This window comes from Ruegeria sp. AD6, assembly GCF_056542325.1.
The window spans coordinates 759048-781074 of the sequence record NZ_JBQFZQ010000001.1 but is presented as its reverse complement, the minus strand read 5'-3'; the positions used below and the strand labels follow the sequence as shown (position 1 = coordinate 781074).

The 22027-nt window shown below is 59.7% G+C and carries 23 protein-coding genes; 3 read left to right on the top strand and 20 right to left on the bottom strand.

Going from position 1 to position 22027, the window contains the following annotated elements:
• The first annotated feature begins 35 nt into the window (after positions 1–35).
• Together ACR0KJ_RS03725 and ACR0KJ_RS03720 are read left to right on the top strand one after the other, a co-directional pair.
• On the top strand, positions 36–488 hold the full coding sequence (locus ACR0KJ_RS03725; RefSeq protein ID WP_170450762.1) for an iron-sulfur cluster assembly scaffold protein: 453 nt from the start codon (positions 36–38) through the stop codon (positions 486–488).
• Between the two features lie 59 nt (positions 489–547).
• Complete coding sequence (locus tag ACR0KJ_RS03720) at positions 548–1186, top strand: MarC family protein (RefSeq protein WP_170450764.1); 639 nt, start codon at positions 548–550, stop codon at positions 1184–1186.
• Between the two features lie 188 nt (positions 1187–1374).
• Here the strand turns inward: ACR0KJ_RS03720 and ACR0KJ_RS03715 are convergent, their stop codons facing one another.
• The 5 genes from ACR0KJ_RS03715 to sciP form a co-directional block, all read right to left on the bottom strand.
• A complete protein-coding gene (locus tag ACR0KJ_RS03715) occupies positions 1375–1497 on the bottom strand; it encodes a hypothetical protein (RefSeq protein WP_480581227.1) in 123 nt (40 codons plus the stop codon).
• A 111-nt stretch (positions 1498–1608) separates the two neighbouring features.
• Positions 1609–3699 (bottom strand): ATP-dependent DNA helicase RecG, encoded by a 2091-nt coding sequence (gene recG / locus ACR0KJ_RS03710; protein WP_480625995.1) that lies wholly within the window; start codon positions 3697–3699, stop codon positions 1609–1611.
• Positions 3696–5948, bottom strand: coding sequence for an NAD-dependent DNA ligase LigA (gene ligA / locus ACR0KJ_RS03705; protein ID WP_480625994.1), 2253 nt, complete (start codon positions 5946–5948; stop codon positions 3696–3698). Before ligA ends, recG begins: the two co-directional genes overlap by 4 nt.
• A gap of 123 nt (positions 5949–6071) precedes the next feature.
• Positions 6072–6788 carry a response regulator transcription factor CtrA gene (gene ctrA / locus ACR0KJ_RS03700; RefSeq protein ID WP_170450769.1) on the bottom strand — a complete coding sequence of 239 codons (717 nt, stop codon included), beginning with the start codon at positions 6786–6788 and terminating at the stop codon, positions 6072–6074.
• Positions 6789–6872: 84 nt separating this feature from the next.
• The gene (sciP, locus tag ACR0KJ_RS03695) at positions 6873–7166 is read right to left on the bottom strand and encodes a CtrA inhibitor SciP (protein ID WP_170450771.1); all 294 of its coding nucleotides are present in this window, start codon (positions 7164–7166) and stop codon (positions 6873–6875) included.
• 129 nt (positions 7167–7295) lie between these two features.
• On the opposite strand from sciP, the gene mnmA reads away from it, so the two are divergent.
• Complete coding sequence (gene mnmA / locus ACR0KJ_RS03690) at positions 7296–8441, top strand: tRNA 2-thiouridine(34) synthase MnmA (RefSeq protein WP_480625993.1); 1146 nt, start codon at positions 7296–7298, stop codon at positions 8439–8441.
• On the opposite strand, the gene ACR0KJ_RS03685 is transcribed toward mnmA, so the two are convergent.
• The 15 genes from ACR0KJ_RS03685 to acuI all read right to left on the bottom strand — a co-directional run bounded on the left by ACR0KJ_RS03685 (position 8438) and on the right by acuI (position 21991).
• A complete protein-coding gene (locus ACR0KJ_RS03685) occupies positions 8438–8983 on the bottom strand; it encodes a carboxymuconolactone decarboxylase family protein (RefSeq protein WP_170518515.1) in 546 nt (181 codons plus the stop codon). The two genes, mnmA and ACR0KJ_RS03685, sit on opposite strands and share 4 nt — an antisense overlap.
• Before the next feature lie 83 nt (positions 8984–9066).
• Positions 9067–9642 carry a hypothetical protein gene (locus tag ACR0KJ_RS03680; protein WP_480625992.1) on the bottom strand — a complete coding sequence of 192 codons (576 nt, stop codon included), beginning with the start codon at positions 9640–9642 and terminating at the stop codon, positions 9067–9069.
• Positions 9635–10801 carry a lipid-A-disaccharide synthase gene (lpxB, locus tag ACR0KJ_RS03675; protein ID WP_480625991.1) on the bottom strand — a complete coding sequence of 389 codons (1167 nt, stop codon included), beginning with the start codon at positions 10799–10801 and terminating at the stop codon, positions 9635–9637. Before lpxB ends, ACR0KJ_RS03680 begins: the two co-directional genes overlap by 8 nt.
• Positions 10801–11595 carry an LpxI family protein gene (locus ACR0KJ_RS03670; RefSeq protein WP_480625990.1) on the bottom strand — a complete coding sequence of 265 codons (795 nt, stop codon included), beginning with the start codon at positions 11593–11595 and terminating at the stop codon, positions 10801–10803. The genes lpxB and ACR0KJ_RS03670 overlap by 1 nt, the downstream gene beginning before the upstream one ends.
• A gap of 4 nt (positions 11596–11599) precedes the next feature.
• Positions 11600–12385, bottom strand: a complete 786-nt coding sequence (gene lpxA, locus ACR0KJ_RS03665; protein WP_170518503.1) for an acyl-ACP--UDP-N-acetylglucosamine O-acyltransferase — start codon at positions 12383–12385, stop codon at positions 11600–11602.
• The gene (gene fabZ, locus ACR0KJ_RS03660) at positions 12382–12855 is read right to left on the bottom strand and encodes a 3-hydroxyacyl-ACP dehydratase FabZ (RefSeq protein ID WP_170450786.1); all 474 of its coding nucleotides are present in this window, start codon (positions 12853–12855) and stop codon (positions 12382–12384) included. Before fabZ ends, lpxA begins: the two co-directional genes overlap by 4 nt.
• Positions 12856–12927: 72 nt before the next feature.
• Positions 12928–13512 (bottom strand): OmpH/Skp family outer membrane protein, encoded by a 585-nt coding sequence (locus tag ACR0KJ_RS03655; RefSeq protein ID WP_480625989.1) that lies wholly within the window; start codon positions 13510–13512, stop codon positions 12928–12930.
• A 6-nt stretch (positions 13513–13518) separates the two neighbouring features.
• Entirely contained in the window at positions 13519–15879 is a 2361-nt protein-coding gene (gene bamA / locus ACR0KJ_RS03650; protein ID WP_170450791.1) for an outer membrane protein assembly factor BamA, read from the bottom strand.
• A gap of 127 nt (positions 15880–16006) precedes the next feature.
• Entirely contained in the window at positions 16007–16135 is a 129-nt protein-coding gene (locus ACR0KJ_RS03645; RefSeq protein WP_480581253.1) for a hypothetical protein, read from the bottom strand.
• A 79-nt stretch (positions 16136–16214) separates the two neighbouring features.
• Complete coding sequence (gene rseP, locus ACR0KJ_RS03640) at positions 16215–17567, bottom strand: RIP metalloprotease RseP (RefSeq protein WP_480625988.1); 1353 nt, start codon at positions 17565–17567, stop codon at positions 16215–16217.
• A gap of 4 nt (positions 17568–17571) precedes the next feature.
• The gene (gene dxr, locus ACR0KJ_RS03635; protein ID WP_170518492.1) at positions 17572–18744 is read right to left on the bottom strand and encodes a 1-deoxy-D-xylulose-5-phosphate reductoisomerase; all 1173 of its coding nucleotides are present in this window, start codon (positions 18742–18744) and stop codon (positions 17572–17574) included.
• Positions 18744–19526, bottom strand: a complete 783-nt coding sequence (locus ACR0KJ_RS03630; protein WP_480625987.1) for a phosphatidate cytidylyltransferase — start codon at positions 19524–19526, stop codon at positions 18744–18746. The genes dxr and ACR0KJ_RS03630 overlap by 1 nt, the downstream gene beginning before the upstream one ends.
• Entirely contained in the window at positions 19523–20254 is a 732-nt protein-coding gene (locus ACR0KJ_RS03625; protein WP_170450798.1) for an isoprenyl transferase, read from the bottom strand. The genes ACR0KJ_RS03630 and ACR0KJ_RS03625 overlap by 4 nt, the downstream gene beginning before the upstream one ends.
• A 9-nt stretch (positions 20255–20263) precedes the next feature.
• The gene (gene frr / locus ACR0KJ_RS03620) at positions 20264–20827 is read right to left on the bottom strand and encodes a ribosome recycling factor (protein WP_170450800.1); all 564 of its coding nucleotides are present in this window, start codon (positions 20825–20827) and stop codon (positions 20264–20266) included.
• A 168-nt stretch (positions 20828–20995) separates the two neighbouring features.
• Complete coding sequence (gene acuI, locus ACR0KJ_RS03615) at positions 20996–21991, bottom strand: acryloyl-CoA reductase (protein WP_170450802.1); 996 nt, start codon at positions 21989–21991, stop codon at positions 20996–20998.
• Positions 21992–22027 lie beyond the last annotated feature (36 nt).

The following is a 22027-nucleotide window of genomic DNA, read 5'->3' as shown; positions in this document are numbered from 1 at the left end:
CACTATGTATGGGGAACACGCAACGAGGGAAAGCCATGAGCGGCGAGAACGATCTGATAAAGCTCTATTCCGGACGCATTCTGGCGCTCGCGGCGGATATTCCGCATCTGGATCGGCTGGATAACCCCGATGCGACGGTCAAAAAACGGTCTCCGCTGTGCGGTTCGACCGTGACCGTTGACGTGAAGGTGCAGGATGGCCGAGTCGCCGCTTTCGGGCAGGACGTGAAAGCCTGTGCATTGGGTCAGGCATCGGCTTCGGTTGTCGGAGACGCGGTATTGGGGGCCACGCGGGCGCAGATCGAAACCGCTCGGGATCAACTGGCTGCGATGCTGAAAAAAGACGGGCCGGTCCCCGACGCGCCGTTTGACGGGTTAGAGGTGCTGATACCTGCGCGGGACTATAAGAACCGCCACGCCTCGATCCTTTTGTGTCTTGACGCCACCGCCGAAGCAATTGCGCAAGCTGAACAGGCCAACTGCGCCTGATCGTAGCGTTTTGCGGCAATCCCGTCTAACGTCAGTCACAATTTGGCGGAGAGATGGGTGTGAACAATTTACTCGAACATTTCGTGACATTGTGGGTCGTGATTGACCCCATCGGGACGATTCCCGTATTTATCGCCGTCACAGCCGGGCTTGAGGCCGCCGCGCGACGGCGCACCGCTGTTCTGGCCGCCTTGATCAGCGCCGGCGTTTTGCTGTTCTTCCTGGTGTTCGGCCAGTTGCTGATCGAGGCGCTGGATATCGGCCTGAATTCATTTCAGGTGGCCGGCGGGATCATCTTGTTCCTTTTCGCGCTGACCATGATCTTTGGCGAAAGCAAGCAGGACATGGAACAACGCGCCGCCGAGGATGATAAGGACGACAAAACCCACACGCATAACCCGGCCATCTTTCCGCTTGCCGTGCCGTCCCTTGCCTCACCGGGCGCGATGCTGGCGATTGTGATCCTGACCGACAACAACCGTTACAGCGCGGCAGATCAGGGCATTACTGCGCTGGTCATGCTGTCGGTTCTGGTGATTGCCTTTGTCCTGATGTTGCTGGCCGAGCCGATCATTCGCCTGATCGGACATTCCGGTGCCGCGATTATCAGCCGGGTGATGGGAATGATTCTGGCCTCGGTCGCAGTCAATTCGGTGCTGTCTGCGATGCTGGAAATCATGAAAACCGGTCAGCTATAAAAAAAAACCGCCGCACCTTCCGGGCGGAAAGGGCGGCGGCAGGCAATGCGTTTCTCGTGTGGGGTCCGGGACACCGCGCGGGGCCGAGGCATGGCCCCTTCAAGGGGTTTGGGACAGGCAGGTCACCCTTGATCGTATTGGGGATGACAGGCGCGGGTTAATCGGCACGAGAGCGCAGGCAGAAAGGCTTAGAATCCAATCGGAAGGTGAAGGGCAACCATCAGCATAACGACCAAGGAGGCCACACCCACCGCATCCTGCAGGATCGTCGGTTGCGAGCGGGTAAAGACTGTCTTGATCTGGGTCAGCATGGGTCACCTCCGGTCAGGGATTTAATCCTTTGTTGACTTTTTGTTCTCATATTTTGCCGAGTCGGTAAAGAACTTTTTGAGAACATTTGTGAACTTTACGGGATTTATGATCTAACCCACTGAAATCAAACGGATCGCCTGATCCTGTTTCATAAGCCATAGCAGAACACGCGCGGCCTTGCCCCGGTCCGAGGTCAGTTTCGGGTCCGCATTCAGCAACGCGCGGGCATCGGATTGCGCAACCGCCATCAACCCGGCCTGCCGCTCCAGATCGGCAATGCGGAACTTCGGCAACCCGGATTGCGCCGTGCCGATCAGATCGCCCGCCCCGCGCATCTGCAAATCGGTTTCCGAGATGCGAAAGCCGTCCTCGGTCTCGCGCAGCACTTCCAGCCGCTTGCGCCCGCCTTCGCTGAGCGGCGCTTGATACATCAGCAAACAGGTCGAATCCGCGTCGCCCCGACCAACCCGACCGCGCAGCTGGTGTAGTTGCGCCAGACCAAAGATCTCGGCCCGTTCAATCACCATGATCGTGGCATTGGGTACGTTCACACCGACCTCAATGACCGTCGTGGCCACCAGAACCTTGGTGTCCCCGTTCTGAAACGCTGTCATGGCCGCGTCTTTTTCGGCGGGCGGCATCTGACCATGCACCAGCCCAACGATGCCTTCGCCCAACACCGCCCGCAGACGCTTGAACCGTTCTTCGGCCGCGGTCAGATCCGACACCTCAGATTCGTCGACCAAGGGACACACCCAATAGCACTGTCGCCCCTCATCAATCGCGCGACGCAGATGGGCGACGACCTCATCCATGCGCCCAGTGCTGACAATCGCGGTTTTGATCGGCTTTCGCCCGGGCGGCTTTTCGTCCAGAACTGAAACATCCATGTCGCCATATTGCGCCAGCGCCAGACTGCGCGGGATCGGTGTCGCGGTCATCACCAAGACATCGGCGCCCTGCCCTTTTTCAGACAATTCCATCCGTTGACGCACCCCGAACCGGTGCTGTTCGTCAACGATGACGAGCCGCAGGTTTCTAAATGCCACGTCGCTTTGGAATACTGCATGGGTGCCGACAAGAATCTGAATATCGCCACGCGCCAAAGCCTCAAGCTTGGCGCGACGCTCGGACCCCTTGTCGCGTCCGGTCAGGATTTCCAGAACGACTCCGGCCTCTTCGGCCAAGGGGCGCAGGCCTTCCAGATGCTGACGGGCCAGAATCTCGGTCGGGGCCATCATCACGCCCTGCCCGCCAGCCTCAACCGCGATCAGAAGCGCCATGAACGCGACCAGTGTCTTCCCCGCCCCTACATCGCCCTGCAGCAACCGGTTCATCCGCAGATCAGATGCCATATCGGCCGAGATCTCTTCAATCGCGCGGGTTTGCGCCCCGGTCGGCCGATACGGCAGGCTGCGCAGAACTCTGGACTGCAACGCCCCGGTGCTAACGCTGGAGATCCCCCTCGCCTTGCGTTCGATCTGACGCGCCAGAGCCAGGGTCAACTGATGCGCCAACAGCTCATCATAAGCCAAACGTTCCCGGGCCGGAGAGAACGCGGCCACATCATCGGCGCCCTGCGGATGATGGGCGGCGTGAACCGCATCATGCCAGCTTGTCCATTTTTGTTGGGCCACTTGTGCCGGATCAATCCATTCGGCCAATTCAGGCGCGCGGGCCAACGCACTGCGCGCGGCCTTGTACGCCGTTTTCTGCGTCACCCCTTGCGTCAAATGATAGACCGGTTCGAATTCGGGAATGTCGCGCGCCTGCTCAACCGGCAGCATGTGATCGGGATGCACCATCTGCGCCATCCCGTCGAACAGCTCCAACTTGCCCGAGATCACCCGGCGCGATCCTTGCGGCAGCACCTTCTTCAGATAGTCGCCGCGTGCGTGAAAGAACACGAGTTGAAAATCGGCCTGACTGTCCTCGACATGAATCCGATAGGCCCCGCCCTTGTTTCGGGGCGGACGGTGCGGGCCAACAGTCACCTCAACCGTCAGAGTTGTCGGCAAATCAGCCCCTTGGATCGTGTCACGCCTGCGCCGGTCAACCACGGCATATGGCAGCCCAAACAGCACATCGCGCGGGCTTTCGATCCCGCTTTGCATCATGGCCTGTGCGGTTTTGGGGCCGACACCCTCCAGCGTTTCCAACCCGGCAAACAGCGGGAAAAGTTGTTCGGGCCGTCCGCTCATGCGCCGTCGATCAGCTGCAGCCAGCCATCCTCATCCAGCGTTTCGATGCCCAGTTCTGCGGCTTTCTTGGCCTTGGATCCTGCCCCGGGCCCGGCCACCAACAAATCGGTTTTTTTGCTGACCGAGCCTGAGACTTTGGCACCCAAAACCTCAGCCCTCGCCTTGGCCTCGGCGCGGGTCATCTTTTCCAGCGTTCCGGTGAAGACGACCGTCTTGCCTGCAACCGGGCTGTCCGATGCAGGGGCGTCGGGTGATATGATCGTCAAATGCCGGATCAGGTCATCGAAAGCGCGGCGCTCATCCGAATTGGCAAAAGCATCCGACAGGGACAGGCCCAGCGTTGCGCCGATGCCGTCGATGCCAATCAAATCGGACCAGGCCGTGGCAGCGGCCTCGGGTACATCCGAAGTTGCGATTGCAGCGTCGCGTGTTTCTTTAACGCGGGCCCGACGGTTTTCTTCGGTGGCGGCGATGCGTTCGGCCTCTTCGGCCTGATCAGCACGCCGCTGCGCCAGTGCGGCCGGGCGGGCCGCATCAATCGCCTGCGCCATGGCCTCCCAAGTCAGGTAGTGCAGCGCCAAGTCGCGCGCGCCAACCTCTCCGACATGGCGAATGCCGAGGGCGAACAGCAAGCGCCCCAGTTCAATGGTTCGTTTCTCGTCAATGGCGTCGAACAGGTTCCTGGCCGACGTCTCACCCCATCCATCCCGGTTCTTGAGCCGAGCCAGATTGCCCGTGTCGCGCGCCTGCAGCGTGAAAATATCCGCCGGAGTGTTGATTGGCAGAACCTCATCGCCATGAAACATCTCAATCTGTTTGGCCCCCAGCCCTTCGATGTCGAACGCTTTCCGGGATACGAAGTGTTTCAGTTTTTCAACCGCTTGCGCAGGGCAAATCAGCCCGCCGGTACAGCGCCGGACGGCATCACCATCTTCGCGGATGGCGGCACTGTCGCATTCGGGGCATTCTTGCGGGAAAGCGTACGCGATACTGTCTGCCGGGCGTTTGGTCAGATCGACATCGGCCACTTTGGGGATCACGTCCCCGGCGCGATAGACCTGCACCCAATCGCCGACCCGAATGTCTTTGCCGTCGCGGATGGTGCCACCCTTGGCGTCCCGACCTGCAATATAGTCTTCATTGTGCAAAGTGGCGTTGGATACGACGACGCCGCCCACCGTCACCGGATGCAGGCGCGCCACGGGGCTGAGGGCACCGGTGCGCCCGACCTGAATGTCGATTGCCTCCAACCGGGTCCAGGCCAGTTCAGCGGGGAATTTATGGGCGATGGCCCAGCGAGGCGTCGTGGACCGGAACCCCAACCGCGCTTGCAGCGCCAGGTCGTTCACTTTGTAGACGACCCCATCGATGTCATACCCAAGGGTCGATCGCTGCGCTTCAATATCGCGGTAATGCGCGAGAATATCTTCTGTCGCATTACAAAGACGCGTCAAGGCATTGGTCGAAAACCCAAAATCCTTTAGCCGTTCAATTGCACCCATCTGAGTGTCCGCCAGCGGCTCTGACACCTCGCCCCAGGCATAGGCAAAAAACCTTAAAGGTCGCGCGCGGGTGATTTCCGCATCCAGTTGTCGCAAGGACCCGGCGGCCGCGTTTCTGGGGTTGGCGAATGTCTTCCCTCCGCTCTCCGTCTGGCGCTGGTTGAGTGCATCGAAATCCGCGTGGGACATATACACCTCGCCCCGAACCTCCAGAACGGCTGGCGCGTCTTTGATCCTTTGCGGGATGTCCGAAACCGTGCGGGCGTTTGCGGTGACATTCTCGCCCACCTCGCCATCGCCACGCGTTGCGGCCTGAACCAATTCACCGTCCTCATAACGCAAGGACAGGGACAAACCGTCGATCTTGGGTTCCGCCGTAAAGGCCAGCGGCGCGCCTGCGGCCAACCCGAGGTATTTTCGGATCGACCGGTCGAAATCGCCTACGTCCTCGTCATCAAAGGCATTTCCCAATGACATCATGCGCATCGCATGGGTGACTTTGGAGAATCCGTCTGCGGCCCGGGCGCCGACCTGTTCGCTGGGGCTGTCGGCGCGTTTCAGGTGCGGGAATTGCGCCTCGATCTCGGCATTGCGGCGTTTCAGAGAATCGTATTCCGCATCCGAAATCTCGGGCGCGTCTTCGGCGTGGTACAACCGATTGGCCCGCAAAAGCGCTTTGGCCAAACGCTCTAGCTCGGCGCGGGCCTCGTCTTCGGTCATGTCTGCGGGTGTAATGGAGTTGCTCATGGCCTCGCCCTGTCACGTCTTCTTGGACATCAGTGATAGGGCGAGGCCATGGCCAGGTCCAGACGTGCTGATCCGTGAGTGCGGGTGCCGCCCTGGACCACCGGCGGCACAGGTGTTCTTGTATCAGGCGCCGACGGCCATACGGGTCTCGTCCACCGTGTTGCTTTGCGGGTCGCGCAGAACGTAGCCACGGCCCCAAACGGTTTCGATATAATTGTCGCCACCGGTCGCGTTGCTGAGTTTCTTACGCAGCTTACAGATGAAAACGTCGATAATTTTCAGTTCGGGCTCATCCATGCCGCCATAGAGATGATTCAGAAACATCTCTTTGGTCAGAGTCGTCCCCTTGCGCAGGCTCAACAGCTCCAGCATCTGGTATTCCTTGCCGGTCAGATGAACCGTTTTGCCATCCACTTCGACCGTTTTTGCATCCAGATTAACTGCGACGCGGCCCGTGTGGATCACCGATTGTGAATGCCCTTTGGAGCGGCGGATGATCGCATGAATACGCGCGACAAGTTCTTCACGGTGGAACGGCTTCGTCAGGTAATCGTCAGCCCCGAAGCCAAACCCTTTGATTTTGCTCTCGGTATCATCGGCGCCCGACAGGATCAGAATCGGCGTTTCTACCCGCGCGATCCGCAATTGCCGCAAAACTTCGTGCCCATTCATGTCCGGCAGGTTCAGGTCCAGCAAAATAAGGTCGTAATCGTAGAGTTTTGCCAGATCGATCCCCTCTTCCCCCAGATCCGTCGCATACACGTTCAGGTTTGCATGCGTCAGCATCAGTTCGATGCTTTTGGACGTGGTCGGATCATCCTCGACAAGAAGTATTCTCATTTCACTGCTCCAATTCGGGTCAAATATTCCAATTAAAATTAAACCTGACCAAGAATGGTTAATCTGACGTTACCGTTGAATCATTTATTCACTTTCTCCTTTAGGTTGTCGATATTTTTTTAAGGCGGTGACTTTCAGCGCCTCAACACCGTGCTCGGCAACCGCTGCGACCCAGGTGTTGAACTCTTCATCGCTGATGCCATAGCGCTTCTTGGCCTCTGACAGCGTAATCAGCCCATAAAGCACCCCGCGTACGACTACGATCTTGCGCGAGGCCACCCAGCGCCGCGTGTCCGAAGGCGGAAGATCGGCGCGGGACAAAATCGTTCCATCCGGCAGGGTTACGGACCGCGGTCCTTCAACTTTGTGCAAATACATCTTTCAACCCTTTTCCTGCTGCATCAAAGCTGGCACCAGCCTACTTAATGCCGGGTGAAACCGCCCCTTGAGAGTGTCTAGAATTTTCCTATATTCTGCCGGTCTTTCTTAACCCGGACTGGAATCGCCATGGCCCTCGCCGCCGAGACCCAACTCAATTCGCTTGGCTTTGCCAAACCTCCCTCGGAAACGCGGGTGGTTGTTGCCATGTCTGGCGGCGTCGACAGCTCCGTCGTGGCAGCCTATCTGGCCGATCAGGGGTATGACGTGGTGGGCGTGACCTTGCAGCTGTACGACCACGGCGCGGCGCTGGCCAAGAAAGGTGCATGCTGTGCAGGGATCGACATCCACGACGCGCGCCGCGTGGCCGAGGAACGTGGCTTTCCGCATTACGTTCTGGATTACGAGAACATCTTCAAGGACGCGGTGATCGACGAATTCGCCGACAGCTATCTGGCCGGCGCGACACCGGTGCCCTGTATCCGCTGCAATGAACGGGTGAAATTCAAGGATCTGCTGGAAACCGCCAAGGATCTGGAAGCTGATTGCATGGCCACCGGTCACTATATTCAGCGCAAGATGGGCGCGAACGGCCCGGAATTGCACAGTGCCGAGGATGCAAACCGCGACCAGTCCTACTTCCTGTTCTCGACCACGCCCGAACAACTGGATTACCTGCGCTTCCCGCTGGGCCACCTGCCCTCCAAAGACGCAACGCGCGAAATGGCGGCGCAATATGGGCTGGCAGTGGCCGACAAGCCCGACAGTCAGGACATCTGTTTCGTGCCCAACGGCAACTATGCCAGCGTGATCGAGAAGCTGCGCCCTGGTGCTGCGGAACCGGGTGAGATTGTGCACGCCGATGGCCGTGTTCTGGCGCAGCATGACGGGGTGATTCACTACACCATTGGTCAGCGGCGCGGTCTTGGCATCGGTGGGCTGAGCGAGCCACTTTATGTCGTCAAGCTGGACGTGGATAAGAAACAGGTTGTTGTCGGCCCAAAAGAGATGCTGGCCACCCGCACCGTTCCCGTGCGCGAGATCAACTGGCTGGGCGATGAACCCTTCACCTCACGCAGTGAATGGCACTTGTCGGTCAAAGTTCGCTCGACCCGCCCCCCGCGTGAGGCGATCATCCGCCCCCTGTCGGACACCACGGCTGAGGTCGAGTTGCTGACGCCCGAGGAAGGCATCTCTCCGGGTCAGGCCTGCGTGTTCTATGCCAATGAGGGCAGCCGCATCTATGGCGGTGGCTGGATCTGGCGCGGGTATTAAGCCGAGACCGGATCGACCTCGGGCTCAATCTGGATTTGCAGCGCATCATTGAACCGGTTGAACGCGCCGCACAGCGCGATGCGCCAGGTCAACTCGACGATCTGCGCGTTACTGAACCATTCCCGCAGGTCGGACACCTCGGCGTCGCGCATGCGGCCTGAGCGGGTTGTCACCGCCTGAGCGTAGAGCACGACCGCCTTGTCGCAGGCGTCCAGTTCAGGGTGATCTGTAACATCGGGCAACCGCGCCGCGCCTTCTGGGCTGAGCCCGGCAACCGTCAGCAATGGCGCGTGATGTGACACGCAATAGTCGCAGGCATTCAGCTTGGACACTGTCACCATCGCCAGTTCCAGCGCCCGGCGCGGCAGAGTTTCCTGCGCGCGCAATGCGGTCAGCATTCCGCTCACGTGTTCCAACACCGGCGGGCAATGGGCCGCCACCCGCGCCCAGTTGTCGAACGGGCCGTATGCACCCAGCTCGGTATGGGCCGCGCGGGCCTGCGGGGTCATCTGATCGTCGGTCAATGGGGGAATGCGGGTCATCTGCGATCTCCTTTGGCCGCAGGATATTGCAGGGCCAGATCGCCGCGACAACAGCGCGGCGATCACAACGCCGAGACGGCGGATCAAAGCACGTCGGTCGGCGAATTGAGCAGGATGTAAAGACCGACACAGACCATAATATACGGCGCGATCCGATCCAGACGCGCGACACGAGGCCCGAGGTTTTGCGCATAAGGCGCACCCCACGTAGCGACCGAGGCCAACAGAACCGCAGCACAAATCGCTCCGATCAGGGCGACCAGCCGGAAAACCGGGGCCGAATCCGCCAGCAGCGGGGTCATCACTGCGAAACTGTCCACTGACAAGCTAATAAACAGGGTCACGACCGAGGTCACGGCCCCGTTGGGTTCATCCGCCTGTCGCTCGGCCCCCGAAAACTGCTGCCAGATTCCGCGAAGCCCCAAGGTCAGCGGGATCAGCCCCAGATACCCGATCCAGCCCGGAAGGCCGCTTTGACTGACACCGATGGCCACCGCGAAAGCCAGCGACAGCACAATCGCCTGCGCCACGGCGAACCCTACCACGGCCCGCTTGTGATCCATGACCAGCATCAGCCCCAGCAGCACCGCCAGATTATCGAGATTGGTCGACACCATCGCGATCCCGGCGGACACCGCAAAGAGCAGGTATTCACCCATCTGCGGCTGTCATGCGCTGCAAAACCACCCTGGCCGCCCGTAGGCCCGGCGCTTCGCCGCCGCGGCCCAGACGCTCCATCGTGATCTCCATGGCCTGCCGCTGGGCATCCGGTGCATCCGCAACTTGCGTCAACGCAGCGGCGATCTTGTCCGGTTGGCAGTCATCCAGCAGACATTCGGGAACCGTCCGGGTTTCCGACACCAGATTGACCAGTGTCACGGTGTCCAGTTGCACCATGCGTTTGGCGATCAGGGTCGTAAGCCAGTTCAAGTTGTAAGCAATCACCATTGGTGTCGCCTGCGCCGCCAGCTCCAGCGAGACCGTCCCCGACGCAGCCAGCGACAGATCAGCCGCCGCGAAGGCCGCTCGTTTCTGGGCCACAGCCTGATCCGAGGGCATATCGCGTGGGTCGATCACAACTGGCGATCCGGGCCAGTCGCGCAGATGCTCGGCCACTGTATCAACCATATGGGCCACGGCCGGCACCACGACGCGCGTGTCTGGTCGGGTTTTGAGATACTGCCGCAGCGCCTTCCCAAAGACGGGGGCCAGCCGGTCCACCTCGCCCCTGCGCGAGCCCGGCAAGACCAGAAGAATGGGCGCATCGCCCAGATCATAGGCGGCCCGGAAATCGTGGATATCTGTTTCGGTCGCAATCGGTTCGCTTGCGACCGGATGGCCGACAAAGTCGCACTCCATCCCCTCGCGTTCCATATAAGGCGGCTCGAATGGCAGCAGGGCCAGAACGTGATCAATCACCTTGGCCATCTTGTCCGCCCGCCCCGGACGCCAGGCCCAGACGCTGGGGGCCACGTAATGCACGGTGCGAATGTCGCTGGCCGCTTTCACAAGTTTTGCCACACGCAGCGAGAAATCGGGGCTGTCGATGGTGATCAGCACATCGGGCTGCGTGTCCAGCACCGCTTGCGCAGTCTCAGCGATCCGGCGTTTGAGGTGGAAGAACTTGGGCAGGACCTCGACCAGCCCCATGACGCTCAGCTCGGCCATCGGGAACCGGCTTTCCAACCCTTGCGCCTGCATCAGCGGCCCGCCAACCCCATCGTATTCGATTTCGGGGACGAGGGTCCGTAGCCCCTCCATCAAAGCGCCGCCCAACCGGTCGCCCGAAGGTTCCCCGGCGACCAGAAAAACACGCATCAGGAGGCCCGCTCGCGCACGTAAAGGAACAGACCCAGACGGTCACATTCGGCAATCACGCGGTCGCGTTGCAGCACCAGAACGCCGCCCTTTTCGATGACAATCCCGGTAAGGCCCGCAGCCACAGCGCCCGCCACGGTATCGGGTCCGATCGCAGGCAAATCGGCCCGACGATCCTGATCGGGTTTGGGGCCTTTGAACAACACACCGCCGCCGGCATCGGGCCGCTGAGTCAGAGATTGCAGCATCCAGGCGGTGCCAAAGATGCTTTCGAAGGCCAGCACCTGCCGTTGCGAAACCGCACAGGCCTGTCCAATATCAGCGTTGCCCATTGCGCGCAGGACAGTTGCGGCGCGCTCAGCGTCAGCCAGATCAGCCTCGGACGGTTGTGCCTCGGTCAGGCAACCAAGCGGAGGCAGCAAATCGGGCGCAATGTCATGCGCGGCTTGAACAGATAGGCCAGCATCCTCGAAGATGCCGATCACCGCCCGCAAGGCACCATCGTCGCCAGACATGATTGCCTGTTGCAGGATTGGCACCAAGGGCAGCGTCGCCGCATCGATGCGCGCGGGATCCACCTTGGGTCGCCGAACCGCGCCTGCCATGCAAATCCGTGTCACGCCGCGCGATTTGAGGTCGGTGATGAAACTGCCCAATTGTTCCAGCGGAAACACCAGATCGGGTGTCAGGTTATCGGGCTCAAACCCCTCCATTGCACAGATCAAAGGCCGCTCTGCCAGCGCAGACGCAACCTCCTCCGGTAAAACACCCGTTCCCGCAATCAATGCCAGCATGGGGTTACTTCCTTGGGGTCAGGAACGACCGGTCCGTGTCACCTGTCACAAAGTCAACGATACGGCGCACATATTCGCTTTCGGTATCCTCACCCGCGCGGCGGGCGCGCTCCTGAAAGGTGCCCTCGCCGCCCGACAATTCGCGGAACGCCGCCCGCAAAGCCGAAATATCAGCGCGCGACACGCCGCGCCGCTTGAGGCCCACCAGGTTCAGGCCATCCAACTCACCACGCGGTGCCTGTACCAGCCCGTAGGGAATCACGTCATTGGGCACCATGGTCAGCGCGCCGATAATGGCCCCGCGACCCACACGCACCCATTGGTGCAGGCCCGAGATTCCGCCCACGATCACGTCATCCTCGATGATGCAATGACCTGCCGCACCTGCATGGTTCACCATGATCACACGGTTGCCGATCTGAACGTCATGGGCCACGTGAACACCTGCCATCAGCAAACAGTCATCGCCAATGCGGGTCACACCACCGCCGCCTTCGGTGCCGGTGTTGATGGTCACATGTTCGCGGATCCGGTTGCGCTGACCGATTTCCAGCCGCGTGTTCTCACCACCGAACTTCAGGTCCTGCGGGATCTCACCGATGACCGAGAAATTGAAGATCACCGTGTCGTCGCCAACCGAAGTTTCGCCGGTGACAACCACATGAGACTTCAGCTCGACCCGGTCCCCCAACCGGACCTGCGCCCCGACGTAGCAGAACGGCCCAACGACGCAGTCCTGCCCGATCTGGGCGCCTTCTTCGATGATTGCACTGGGGTGAATGCCGCTCATGTTGTCTTTTCCATGTCCCAGTCAACATAGGCCGAAAACTCAGCTTCCGCTGCAACCTCGCCTTCAACGGTTGCACGACCGCTGAACTTGAACAGCTTGCCGCCCTTCTTGCCACGGATCGTCTCGACATGCATTTCCAGCACGTCACCCGGAACAACCTTGCGACGGAATTTGCACTTGTCGATGCTCATGAAATAGATCAGCAGTTCGGTGTCGATCACATCCATGCCAACGCCCAGCATAACACCGGCGGTCTGAGCCATCGCCTCGACAATTGTCACGCCAGGCATGATCGGGGTTCCGGGGAAGTGGCCCTGGAAATGCGGCTCGTTCATGGTGACATTCTTGATGCCACGGGCCGAGTGGTAATCGGTGATATCGACCACCTTATCGACCAGCAGAAACGGATAGCGGTGCGGCAAAATCCGCTGGATCAGCTGAATGTCAGCGCTTTTGGTTTCCGTGGTCATAATTCAAATGTCCCGTTTTGCATTCTCAGTTTCAGCGTGGTTAGCAATACAGGCCCCCAAGGGCAAGCAAACCTATTCGCCTGTCCCGTCCTGCAAGCCGGTTCCATCACCGATTGCAGCATCGATACGCTCAATCGCGGCGCTGGTAATGTCCGACGTGTCCGAACTGAGCAGCACGCTGGAGCGTTCTAGGATGATGGACGCCCCGTTTTCACGCATAAGATCGATCAGAACCGGGCGCGCCAATTCGTAGAACCTTTGTCGGCTTTCTTCACTGATGCGGCCCAGAGCATCCAGTTTGGCGCGCTGACCCTCGCGATGCGATTGTACTTTGCGATCAAATGCCTCGGCCAGAGGACGGAAGTCTTCGGGCGCCAATTCAGCACGTTTCTCGGTCAGGTCCTTTTCTTCGGTGCTTAGCTCGGCAACGATCCGTTCGTTTTCCTCGGACAACAGCGTGCCTTCCTGCTCGATCTCTCGCAGCACCCGCTGGCCAAATTCGGATTCGGTGAACAAGCGATCGCTTGAGACTGTCAGCACAACGGTCTGCGTGACGCCCAATTGCTGCGCCACCGCTGGTGTCACGCCAAACAGAGCCAGAAAAACACACAGGGCCCCCAAAGGGCCCTGAATGAGACGTTTGCAAATCCACCGCATCGCGGATCAGAACCGGGCTTGAACGGTCAGGTCAAAGTTCTGCTCGTTGTCGAACTCTTCTTTTTTCAGAGCTTTCGAGAAGTTGAACCGCAGCGGGCCGAAGGGCGTTTCCCACAGGACCGAAACGCCGATCACGTGACGGATCGATCCGTTGGCACCCACGATGTTCGCCCCGGCCGTGTTCACGTTGTCGATGTTGTAGAGGTTCCCGACGTCATAGAACACACCGCCCCGAAGACCCAGTTCCTCTGGCAGGCCCAGCGGGAAATCCGACTCGAACCGGGCAACCCAGTAGTAGTTGCCGCCGATGGCATCGTCCTGACCGTTGGACAGGTCACGCGGGCCAAGACCCGCGGGTTCAAACCCGCGGAATGTGTTCGGCCCCAGAAGGAAGCGGTCAATTGTGCGGCTGAAATCGTTGCCTGTCCAATGCAAGGCACCCAGTTCCAGTGTCGCGCGCAATACCACTTCTTCGCTTAGGACGCGGGTCTGTGCGATACCGCGCGCGGTTGTTCTGAAGAACTCGTTATCGCCGCCAAGACCGGCCGCATCAACACCAACTTCGAACAGCACACCGGCATTCGGGTTCAGGCCGCCAAGACGGCTGTCATAGACATAAGACACACCGATTGAACTGGTCGTCCGCTTGCCCTGATCGATTTCCGAGGAAATGACAGCGCCGTTGATCTCATCATCCTGCTGCGTCATCTCACTGCGTTCCCAGCCGTACCGCAAGCGAAGCGAGGACAGCTCGCCAATCGCATAAGTCAGCTGCGGGTTAAAGAACACGCGCTCGGTGTCGTAGCTTGCAAACCCCGAGTTCGTACCGGCCAGACCCAGGCCCAGATCGAAACGCAGCCGACGTCCCAACAGATAAGGTTCGGTAAAGTTGATGGTGTATTGCTCGGAATCCTGCGCCGTGGACAGGGTCAAACCCAGGTTCTGGCCGCGACCGAGGAAGTTGGATTCGTTCAGGCCAATCGCGATCCCAAAACCATCCGAGGCCGAGAAGCTACCACCAAGGCTGAGCGATCCGGTCGGTTGCTCTTCGACATCCACATCGAGAATAACCTGACTGGGCGAGGATCCTTCGCGCGGCTCGACATTCGCCACGGCAAAAAAGCCCAGTGCGTTGATGCGTTCCGCTGCCTGCCGGATCTCACGCGGGTTGAAGGGGTCGCCTTCGACCGTGTCGAACTGACGCCGGATTACGCGGTCAAGCGTGGTGGTGTTGCCTTCAATGTCGATCCGCTCAACAAAAATGCGTGGTCCCTTGCTCAGGACAAATTCGACATCCAGCGTCAGATCGCGTGGGTTGCGGGTCACCCGAGGTTCGACTCGAAGGAAATCGACACCTTGCCGGATCCCCAAACGCTCCTGCCGGGCAATCGAGTTTTCGATCAGCGTGGGCGAATAGGTCACGCCCGGTTTGATCTTCAGCGCTTCCTGATACGGGGCCGGATCGACGCCGGGAATTTCGCTGACAGTCGTGATCTTGCCGAACGAGAATTTCTGCCCCTCGGTCACATTCATGACCAGGAAGAAGGCATCACGCTCGCGGGTGAATTCCACATTTGCGCTGTTCACGCGGAAGTCGATATAGCCGCGCGACAGGTAGAAATCGCGGATAACCTGTTTGTCGAACTCGATCCGGTCACCGATGAAGGTGTCGCTGCGGAAGAAAGTACGCAGAAAGGTCGCCTGTTTGGTTTCCAGCACCCGACGCAGGCGGCGGTCCGAATAGGCCCGGTTGCCGACGAAACTGACACGCTCAACCTCGATCGTTGTGCCTTCGGCGACTTCAAAGACCAGATCTACGCGATTGTCGCTGCGGCGGATGATGCGCGGGATTACGGTTGCGGCGACCCGACCTTGGGCCGAGTACACCTCGGCAATCAGATCTGCGTCGGTTTCCGCGACCTGAGGGGTGAAAACGCGTCGTGGTTGGGACGAAATCACTTCGAGCAGGACATCGTCTTTGACGCGACGATTCCCTTCGATGCTGATCTGGTTGATCGTCGGATATTCCTGAACCTCGATCAGCAGGGTTGTGCCGCGCGGGGTCAGTTCGACTGTTTCAAAAACACCACTGTCAAGCAAACGCTGGAACGCGTCGTTCAACTGTCCGGTTGTGACGGTTTGCCCCGGTTCGATCCCCGTTCTGGCGATGATCGTTCCCGTCTCGATGCGGCGGTTTCCTTCCACCTCGAACGAGTTGATGGTGAAACTTTGCGCCTGCGCCGTGTTCGGCAAAGCCAGTAAGCTGGCGGCAACAAAAAGGAAAAGAAACGTCAGCGATTGCCACAAAATCTTGTTTGTAGACTTACGCCCCCCGCAGGATGTGCCCGCGCCTCGCCCGTCGGTCATTTTTTTCTCAACCCAGAATTTTAAGACTTTAATGCTGAGTAGCGGGAATGGATGGGGTTGTCAAAAGGCCAAAAAGCGCATCCGGCATTTGATGGCCTTTAGGGCGTGAAAAGACGGTCTGTCAGAATCACAATCCCGCCAGATAGGCACCAGCGGCCAGTGCCAGAGCGGTGACGGCAAAACTCAGCAACACATCCCAGTTCAGCATGAACAGGAAGCTAAAACTCTGATAGGATTTGCGCAGTGCTTTGGTCATGATCGCCCCTGAACGTCGCGCAAACCTTACCGTCGGAATGCGGCAAGAATGCGGCTTTCCTGTGCGGCTTGCGCCACAATCAGCAAAACAGGTCGTTGGTCACCGAGAACAACATCAGGCTGAGAATAACCGTGATTCCGACGGTCATCAGGATCCGCAAAGCCATGTCACTGGGCGGTTTTCCGGTCACAGCCTCGTAAGCGTAGAACAGCAGATGACCACCATCCAGAGCCGGGATCGGGAACAGGTTCAGCAACCCGACTGCGGTGGACAGGACGGCGATGAAGAAGATAAAGCTTTGCGCGCCTTGGCTGGCCATTGCGCCCGACGTCTCGGCGATGCCAATCGGGCCGGAGATGTTGCAGGTGCTGATCGCGCCGGTGATCATATGCCACATCCCCGACAGCGATCCTTCAATGATGCGGATCGTCTGATTGACGCCGCCTGTAAGCGAGTCAAACAGACCCGCAGGCTGGGTTGCAGGTTCCAGCATCATGCCACCGACGATCCCGATACGCCAATGGGTCTGAAAACCGCCATCAGACTTCGGCTCATCCGTGCGGCGCGGGGCCAGTGCAAACTCAAGATCGGCCCCGTCGCGCCAGACATTCAGCAACAGAACCCGACCATCCGAGCTTTCGACAAATTCCTTGAGTTGCTCGAACGCAAAGATCGGTTCACCATTTACCGAGGTGATGACGTCCCCCTGCTCCAGCTGAATATCCATGGCCGCGCTGCGCGGTGCCACCTGACGGATCAGCGGCGGAAACAGCCACGGGGCTTCGACATCGATGGTCTGCCCATCGCGAATGACCGTGTAGTCCAGAACCGGCTCAACCGGCAGCGAGTCGGTGAACTCGCTCCAGGTGCTTTCCTCATCGAAATCCGGTGTTTGGATGCCCGCGATTGCGACGATCTCATCCCCGACCTGCAAACCCTGAACGGTGCCCGGCAGGGGCTGCAACTCACCCACGGTCAAAGGCTCGCGCGACACGCCCTGAGACCAGAAGATCATCCCAAACACGATGATCGACATTGCAAAGTTGAACACCGGGCCCGCCGCAACAGTGGCCGCCCGCGCCCAGAGTGGCGCGCCGTGCATCGTGCGACGCAGTTCTTCGGGGCTTTGTTCGGCGATCTCTTCCATCGCCTCTTCGTCCTTGCCCGACGCGGCGTTGGCATCGCCCAGAAACTTCACATAGCCGCCAAATGGCAACAGAGCGACCTGCCAGCGGGTGCCGCGCTTGTCCATGCGGCTCCACAGCACGGGGCCAAACCCGATCGAGAAGACCTCGGCATGAATGCCTGACCAGCGCCCGACGATGTAATGGCCATATTCGTGGACCGCAACAATTGCGGACAAGGCGATGACAAAGGCCACAATGGTCCAAAGCAAATTGCCAAATTGCGGGATCAGGGAAAGTAGGTCCAAATGTCTATCCTGCTCGTTTGCTTACGGCTTCATCCGCCCATTGCCGTGCCAGATGGTCCGTTTGCTGTACGTTATCAAGAGTCAAAGCGGCATCAATAAGACTATGTCCCGCATCGAATCTGTCCAGAACCATTGCGACAATATCCGCCATGCTGGGGAAATCGATTTGACCCGCGATAAAGTGATCCAGCGCCCGTTCCTTGGCCGCGTTGAACACAGCCCCCGACAAGCCCCCGCGCGCCATCACGTCCCGCGCCAGCTTCAGCGCCGGATAGCGGGCCAGATCGGGGTCTTGAAAGTTCAACTGCCCAATGGCGGGCAGATCCAGCCGCTGAACGGGCAAGTCCTGCCGCTTGGGCCAATGTAGCGCGAATCCAATGGCGTGACGCATATCCGGCGCGCCCATATGGGCCATCACCGCACCGTCGCGAAACCCGACCAGCGCATGAACGATGGATTCGGGATGGACCAGAACCTCGATCTGATCCGGGGCGACGCCAAAGAACTCTTTCGTTTCGATGACCTCAAGCGCCTTGTTGAACATCGACGCGCTGTCGATGGTAATCCGCTGCCCCATATCCCAATTCGGGTGGCTCGAGGCCTGTTCGACCGTCGCCTTGGCCAGATCGTCTAGTGGCCAGTCCCGGAAGGCGCCGCCGCTGGCGGTGATGATGATGCGCTCGACCGCATCAATCTCTTCCCCCACCAGTGCCTGAAACACGGCCGAATGCTCGCTGTCCACCGGTAGCAGGCGGGCATTGTGGGTCCTGGCCGTTTCCAAAACCAAAGGCCCGGCACATACCAGTGTTTCTTTGTTGGCAAGTGCCAGCGTTGCACCTTGCTTCAACGCTTCAATCCCCGGCGCAAGACCAGCTGATCCGACAATTGCAGACATCACCCAATCCGCCGGGCGCGCCGCCGCTTCGGTCAGAGCTTGAGATCCTGCGGCAGCTTCGACACCAGACCCCTGCAACGCATCGCGCAGGTCCGGCAGGCGATCCTCAAAGGCCGTGACGGCCAGATCGGCATTCAAGCGACGGGCGTCCGCGGCAAGCTGTTCGATATTTGCACCACCTGTCAGCGCCACGACGTCATAGGCCTGCGGATCCCGCGCGATCAGATCAATCGTGTTCTGACCGACAGAACCGGTCGCGCCAAAAATCGATACTTTGCGCATCACATTGCCCCGGGTGAATAAAGCAGGCCTGCCAGCAAGACAAACAGGGCCGCACCCATCATACCGTCAAACCGGTCCAGAAACCCGCCATGGCCCGGTATCAGGCTCGAACTGTCCTTGACCCCAAACCTGCGCTTGACCGCGCTTTCCACGATATCGCCCGCCTGACTGGCCATGGACGCAAAGACCGAGACCACTACGAACAGAACACCAAACCCGCCATGGGCGGCAAACGCGACCCCGACAATAGCAGCAGCGACCCAACCGCCTGCCGTACCAGACCATGTCTTCTTGGGGCTGACCTTGGGCCAGAACTTCGGCCCGCCGATGGCCTTGCCCACGAAATAACCCGCGACATCGGTGGCGACCACAATGGCGATCAGCCAGATCATCCAGCCGAACCCCATATTCTCGCGGATCGAGATAAATCCCAGCCCTGCCCCGGCAATCCAGATCACAAAGATGGCGTACAGCCCCCTGGAGTGGCTGACCTGCCCGGCCCCCACCAGCGCCGGGGCCAGCAAGATCGGTAGTTTGTAAAGCGGCGGCACATGGTAACTCAGAACCACCGCGATGCCCGTCAGAATGCCCAGTTGAACCGCCACACCCATGCGCTGCGGTTCGATCATCCGAACCAGTTCCCATGTCATGATGGCGCAGGCGATGGCGATGAACGCCTCGAACCACAGACCGCCCAGCCACACCTCGATCGAGCCGATGGCCACAAGCACAATGGCGGACAGAACCCGCGTCGTCAGATCAGACCATCGGCCTTCGCTCATGCCGGAACTGCCCCAAAGCGTCTCTCGCGCGAGCCGTAGTTGCGACACAGGCGTTCCAGTTCAGCGGCGGTGAAATCGGGCCACAAGGTGTCGATGAACTCATATTCGGAATAGGCCGACTGCCAGAGCAGAAAGTTCGAAATCCGAGCCTCACCACTGGTGCGGATCACCAGATCAGGGTCGGGAAGAACCCGGGTATCCAGATATTTCGGCAGGGTTTCTTCATCCACATCTTCAGGCTTCAACCGCCCCTCGGCGACATCACTGGCCAGACGTTTGGTGGCCCGCGCAACCTCATCCCGACCGCCGTAGTTCAGCGCCACCGTCAGATGGACAAGGTCATTATCCTTGGTCTCTTCCTCAAGAGAATCCATCAGATCGGTCAACTTGGAATCCAGGCGCACCCGATCCCCGATGAACCGCACACGAATGCCGTTATCCGCCAGCGTCTTGGTTTCTTTCAGGATATACCGGCGAAACAGGCTCATCAGCCCGGCGACCTCGACCTGTGTCCGCTTCCAATTCTCGGTCGAAAAGGCAAAGATTGTCAGGTATTTGATCCCCAGTCCCGGGCAGGCCTCAACCACTTCGCGCACGCGCCGTGCGCCTGCATGGTGCCCAAACAGCCGGGGCCGACCGCGCGCCTGCGCCCAACGGCCATTGCCATCCATGATAATGGCCACATGGCGCGGACCAGCACAGGGCTCGGTGTGGGGATCTTTGGGCATGAGACCGGCTCAGACCTGCATGATTTCGGACTGCTTGGTCTCAAGCGCGGCATCAACGGCCTTGATCATCTCATCCGTCAGGTCCTGCACTTCGCTTTCCCAGAACTTCTGATCGTCCTCGGACATGCCGTCAGCCTTGGCTTTCTTGATCTGGTCCATCCCGTCGCGGCGCACATTCCGGATCGAAACCCGGGCGCTTTCGGCGTACTGCCCGGCGACCTTGCCCAACTCGCGGCGACGTTCTTCGTTCAGTTCGGGGATCGGCAACATGATGATCGTGCCGTTTAGCTGTGGATTGATCCCCAGCCCGCTTTCACGGATTGCCTTTTCCACCTTACCGACCAGGGACTTATCCCAGACATTGACCGTCACCATCCGGGGCTCGGGCACATTGACCGTGCCAACCTGATTGATCGGTGTCATCGACCCATAAGCATCCACCATCACCGGCTCCAGCATCGAGGCCGAGGCCCGCCCGGTCCGCAGTGAGGCAAATTCGGTTCTGAGGTTGGACATCGCGCCTTCCATGCGGCGCTTCAGATCATCGGTGTCCAGTTCGAAGTCGTCAGACATGCTGCTCACTCCCCGTCTTCAGGTGCTGTTTGGATGGGTCTTACGCCATCGCACTTGGGATGTATAGCAATCATGATCAGGAATTGTGCCAATGACCAGAGTTGTTTCGGTCCTTTTTCGCCAGGTTTTGATCAGCCGGGACAGGCACGCCCCGGCTGCCATGTCAGATCAGGCGTTCACGTCGACAACCACGCGCCCTTTGACCTGACCTTTGAGAATATCCGCGCCCAGTCCGGGCAGATCGGACAGCGCGGCGGGGTGCACCATCGCCTCCAGCTTATCCATAGGCAGGTCGGTCGCGATCCGCTGCCACGCGCGCACGCGGTTTTCATAGGGCTGCATCACGCTGTCGATGCCCAGCAGGTTCACACCGCGCAACAGGAAGGGAATCACTGTCGCAGGCAGCCCCGCGCCCCCGGCCAGACCTACGGCCGCGACCGAGCCGCCGTATTTCATCTGCCCCAGCACCCGCGCCAGCATCTCTCCGCCAACAGCATCCACACAACCCGCCCAGGTTTCGCTTTCCAGCGGGCGTTTGGTGGTCTCGTTCAACTCCTCACGCGGCACAATGGTCGTGGCCCCAAGCGACTTCAGATAATCCCCGGTCTCGGGCCGCCCGGTCACGGCGGCGACCTCGTAACCCAGGTTGCCCAGAATGGCGGTCGCCACGGACCCAACGCCGCCTGCGGCACCGGTGACCAGAACCGGACCTTTGTCCGGGGACAGACCATGATCCTCCAACGCCATGACAGCCAGCATGGCCGTGAAACCAGCAGTTCCCACCGCCATCGCCTGCCGCGCGCTCAGCCCGTCCGGCAAGGGAACCAGCCAATCCGCCAAAGCGTTGGCTTTCTGCGAATATCCGCCCCAATGCGCCTCACCCACGCGCCAACCGGTCAATACCACCTTGTCGCCGGGCGCGTACCGATCGTCCGAGGACGCCTCGACCGTACCCGCATAATCGATGCCCGGCACATGTGGGTACGACCGCACCAACCCGCCCCCTTTGGGCGACATGCACAGACCGTCCTTATAGTTCACTGTCGAGTATTCGACGGCAACCGTCACCTCACCATGGGGCAGATCATCTGCTGAAAGCTGCTTGACCGAAGCGCTCGCCAGCCCGCTTTCTTCATCCTTGTCCATTACCAACGCATTGAACATTTGCAGTTCCTTTCGTTTCCAAAAAACCAGATCCGA

Coding starts and splice junctions, on each gene's coding strand:
- ACR0KJ_RS03630 (WP_480625987.1), bottom strand. CDS start 19,526: ATGAGCGAAGGCCGATGGTCTGATCTGACGACGCGGGTTCTGTCCGCC.
- ACR0KJ_RS03680 (WP_480625992.1), bottom strand. CDS start 9,642: ATGGGTGAATACCTGCTCTTTGCGGTGTCCGCCGGGATCGCGATGGTG.
- lpxA (WP_170518503.1), bottom strand. CDS start 12,385: ATGAGCGGCATTCACCCCAGTGCAATCATCGAAGAAGGCGCCCAGATC.
- frr (WP_170450800.1), bottom strand. CDS start 20,827: ATGTCTGACGACTTCGAACTGGACACCGATGATCTGAAGCGCCGCATG.
- ACR0KJ_RS03725 (WP_170450762.1), top strand. CDS start 36: ATGAGCGGCGAGAACGATCTGATAAAGCTCTATTCCGGACGCATTCTG.
- recG (WP_480625995.1), bottom strand. CDS start 3,699: ATGAGCGGACGGCCCGAACAACTTTTCCCGCTGTTTGCCGGGTTGGAA.
- ACR0KJ_RS03685 (WP_170518515.1), bottom strand. CDS start 8,983: ATGACCCGCATTCCCCCATTGACCGACGATCAGATGACCCCGCAGGCC.
- fabZ (WP_170450786.1), bottom strand. CDS start 12,855: ATGACCACGGAAACCAAAAGCGCTGACATTCAGCTGATCCAGCGGATT.
- mnmA (WP_480625993.1), top strand. CDS start 7,296: ATGGCCCTCGCCGCCGAGACCCAACTCAATTCGCTTGGCTTTGCCAAA.
- ctrA (WP_170450769.1), bottom strand. CDS start 6,788: ATGAGAATACTTCTTGTCGAGGATGATCCGACCACGTCCAAAAGCATC.
- ACR0KJ_RS03645 (WP_480581253.1), bottom strand. CDS start 16,135: ATGACCAAAGCACTGCGCAAATCCTATCAGAGTTTTAGCTTCCTGTTC.
- sciP (WP_170450771.1), bottom strand. CDS start 7,166: ATGTATTTGCACAAAGTTGAAGGACCGCGGTCCGTAACCCTGCCGGAT.
- ACR0KJ_RS03715 (WP_480581227.1), bottom strand. CDS start 1,497: ATGCTGACCCAGATCAAGACAGTCTTTACCCGCTCGCAACCGACGATC.
- ACR0KJ_RS03670 (WP_480625990.1), bottom strand. CDS start 11,595: ATGCTGGCATTGATTGCGGGAACGGGTGTTTTACCGGAGGAGGTTGCG.
- bamA (WP_170450791.1), bottom strand. CDS start 15,879: ATGACCGACGGGCGAGGCGCGGGCACATCCTGCGGGGGGCGTAAGTCT.
- ligA (WP_480625994.1), bottom strand. CDS start 5,948: ATGAGCAACTCCATTACACCCGCAGACATGACCGAAGACGAGGCCCGC.
- acuI (WP_170450802.1), bottom strand. CDS start 21,991: ATGTTCAATGCGTTGGTAATGGACAAGGATGAAGAAAGCGGGCTGGCG.
- ACR0KJ_RS03625 (WP_170450798.1), bottom strand. CDS start 20,254: ATGCCCAAAGATCCCCACACCGAGCCCTGTGCTGGTCCGCGCCATGTG.
- lpxB (WP_480625991.1), bottom strand. CDS start 10,801: ATGCGTGTTTTTCTGGTCGCCGGGGAACCTTCGGGCGACCGGTTGGGC.
- ACR0KJ_RS03655 (WP_480625989.1), bottom strand. CDS start 13,512: ATGCGGTGGATTTGCAAACGTCTCATTCAGGGCCCTTTGGGGGCCCTG.
- dxr (WP_170518492.1), bottom strand. CDS start 18,744: ATGCGCAAAGTATCGATTTTTGGCGCGACCGGTTCTGTCGGTCAGAAC.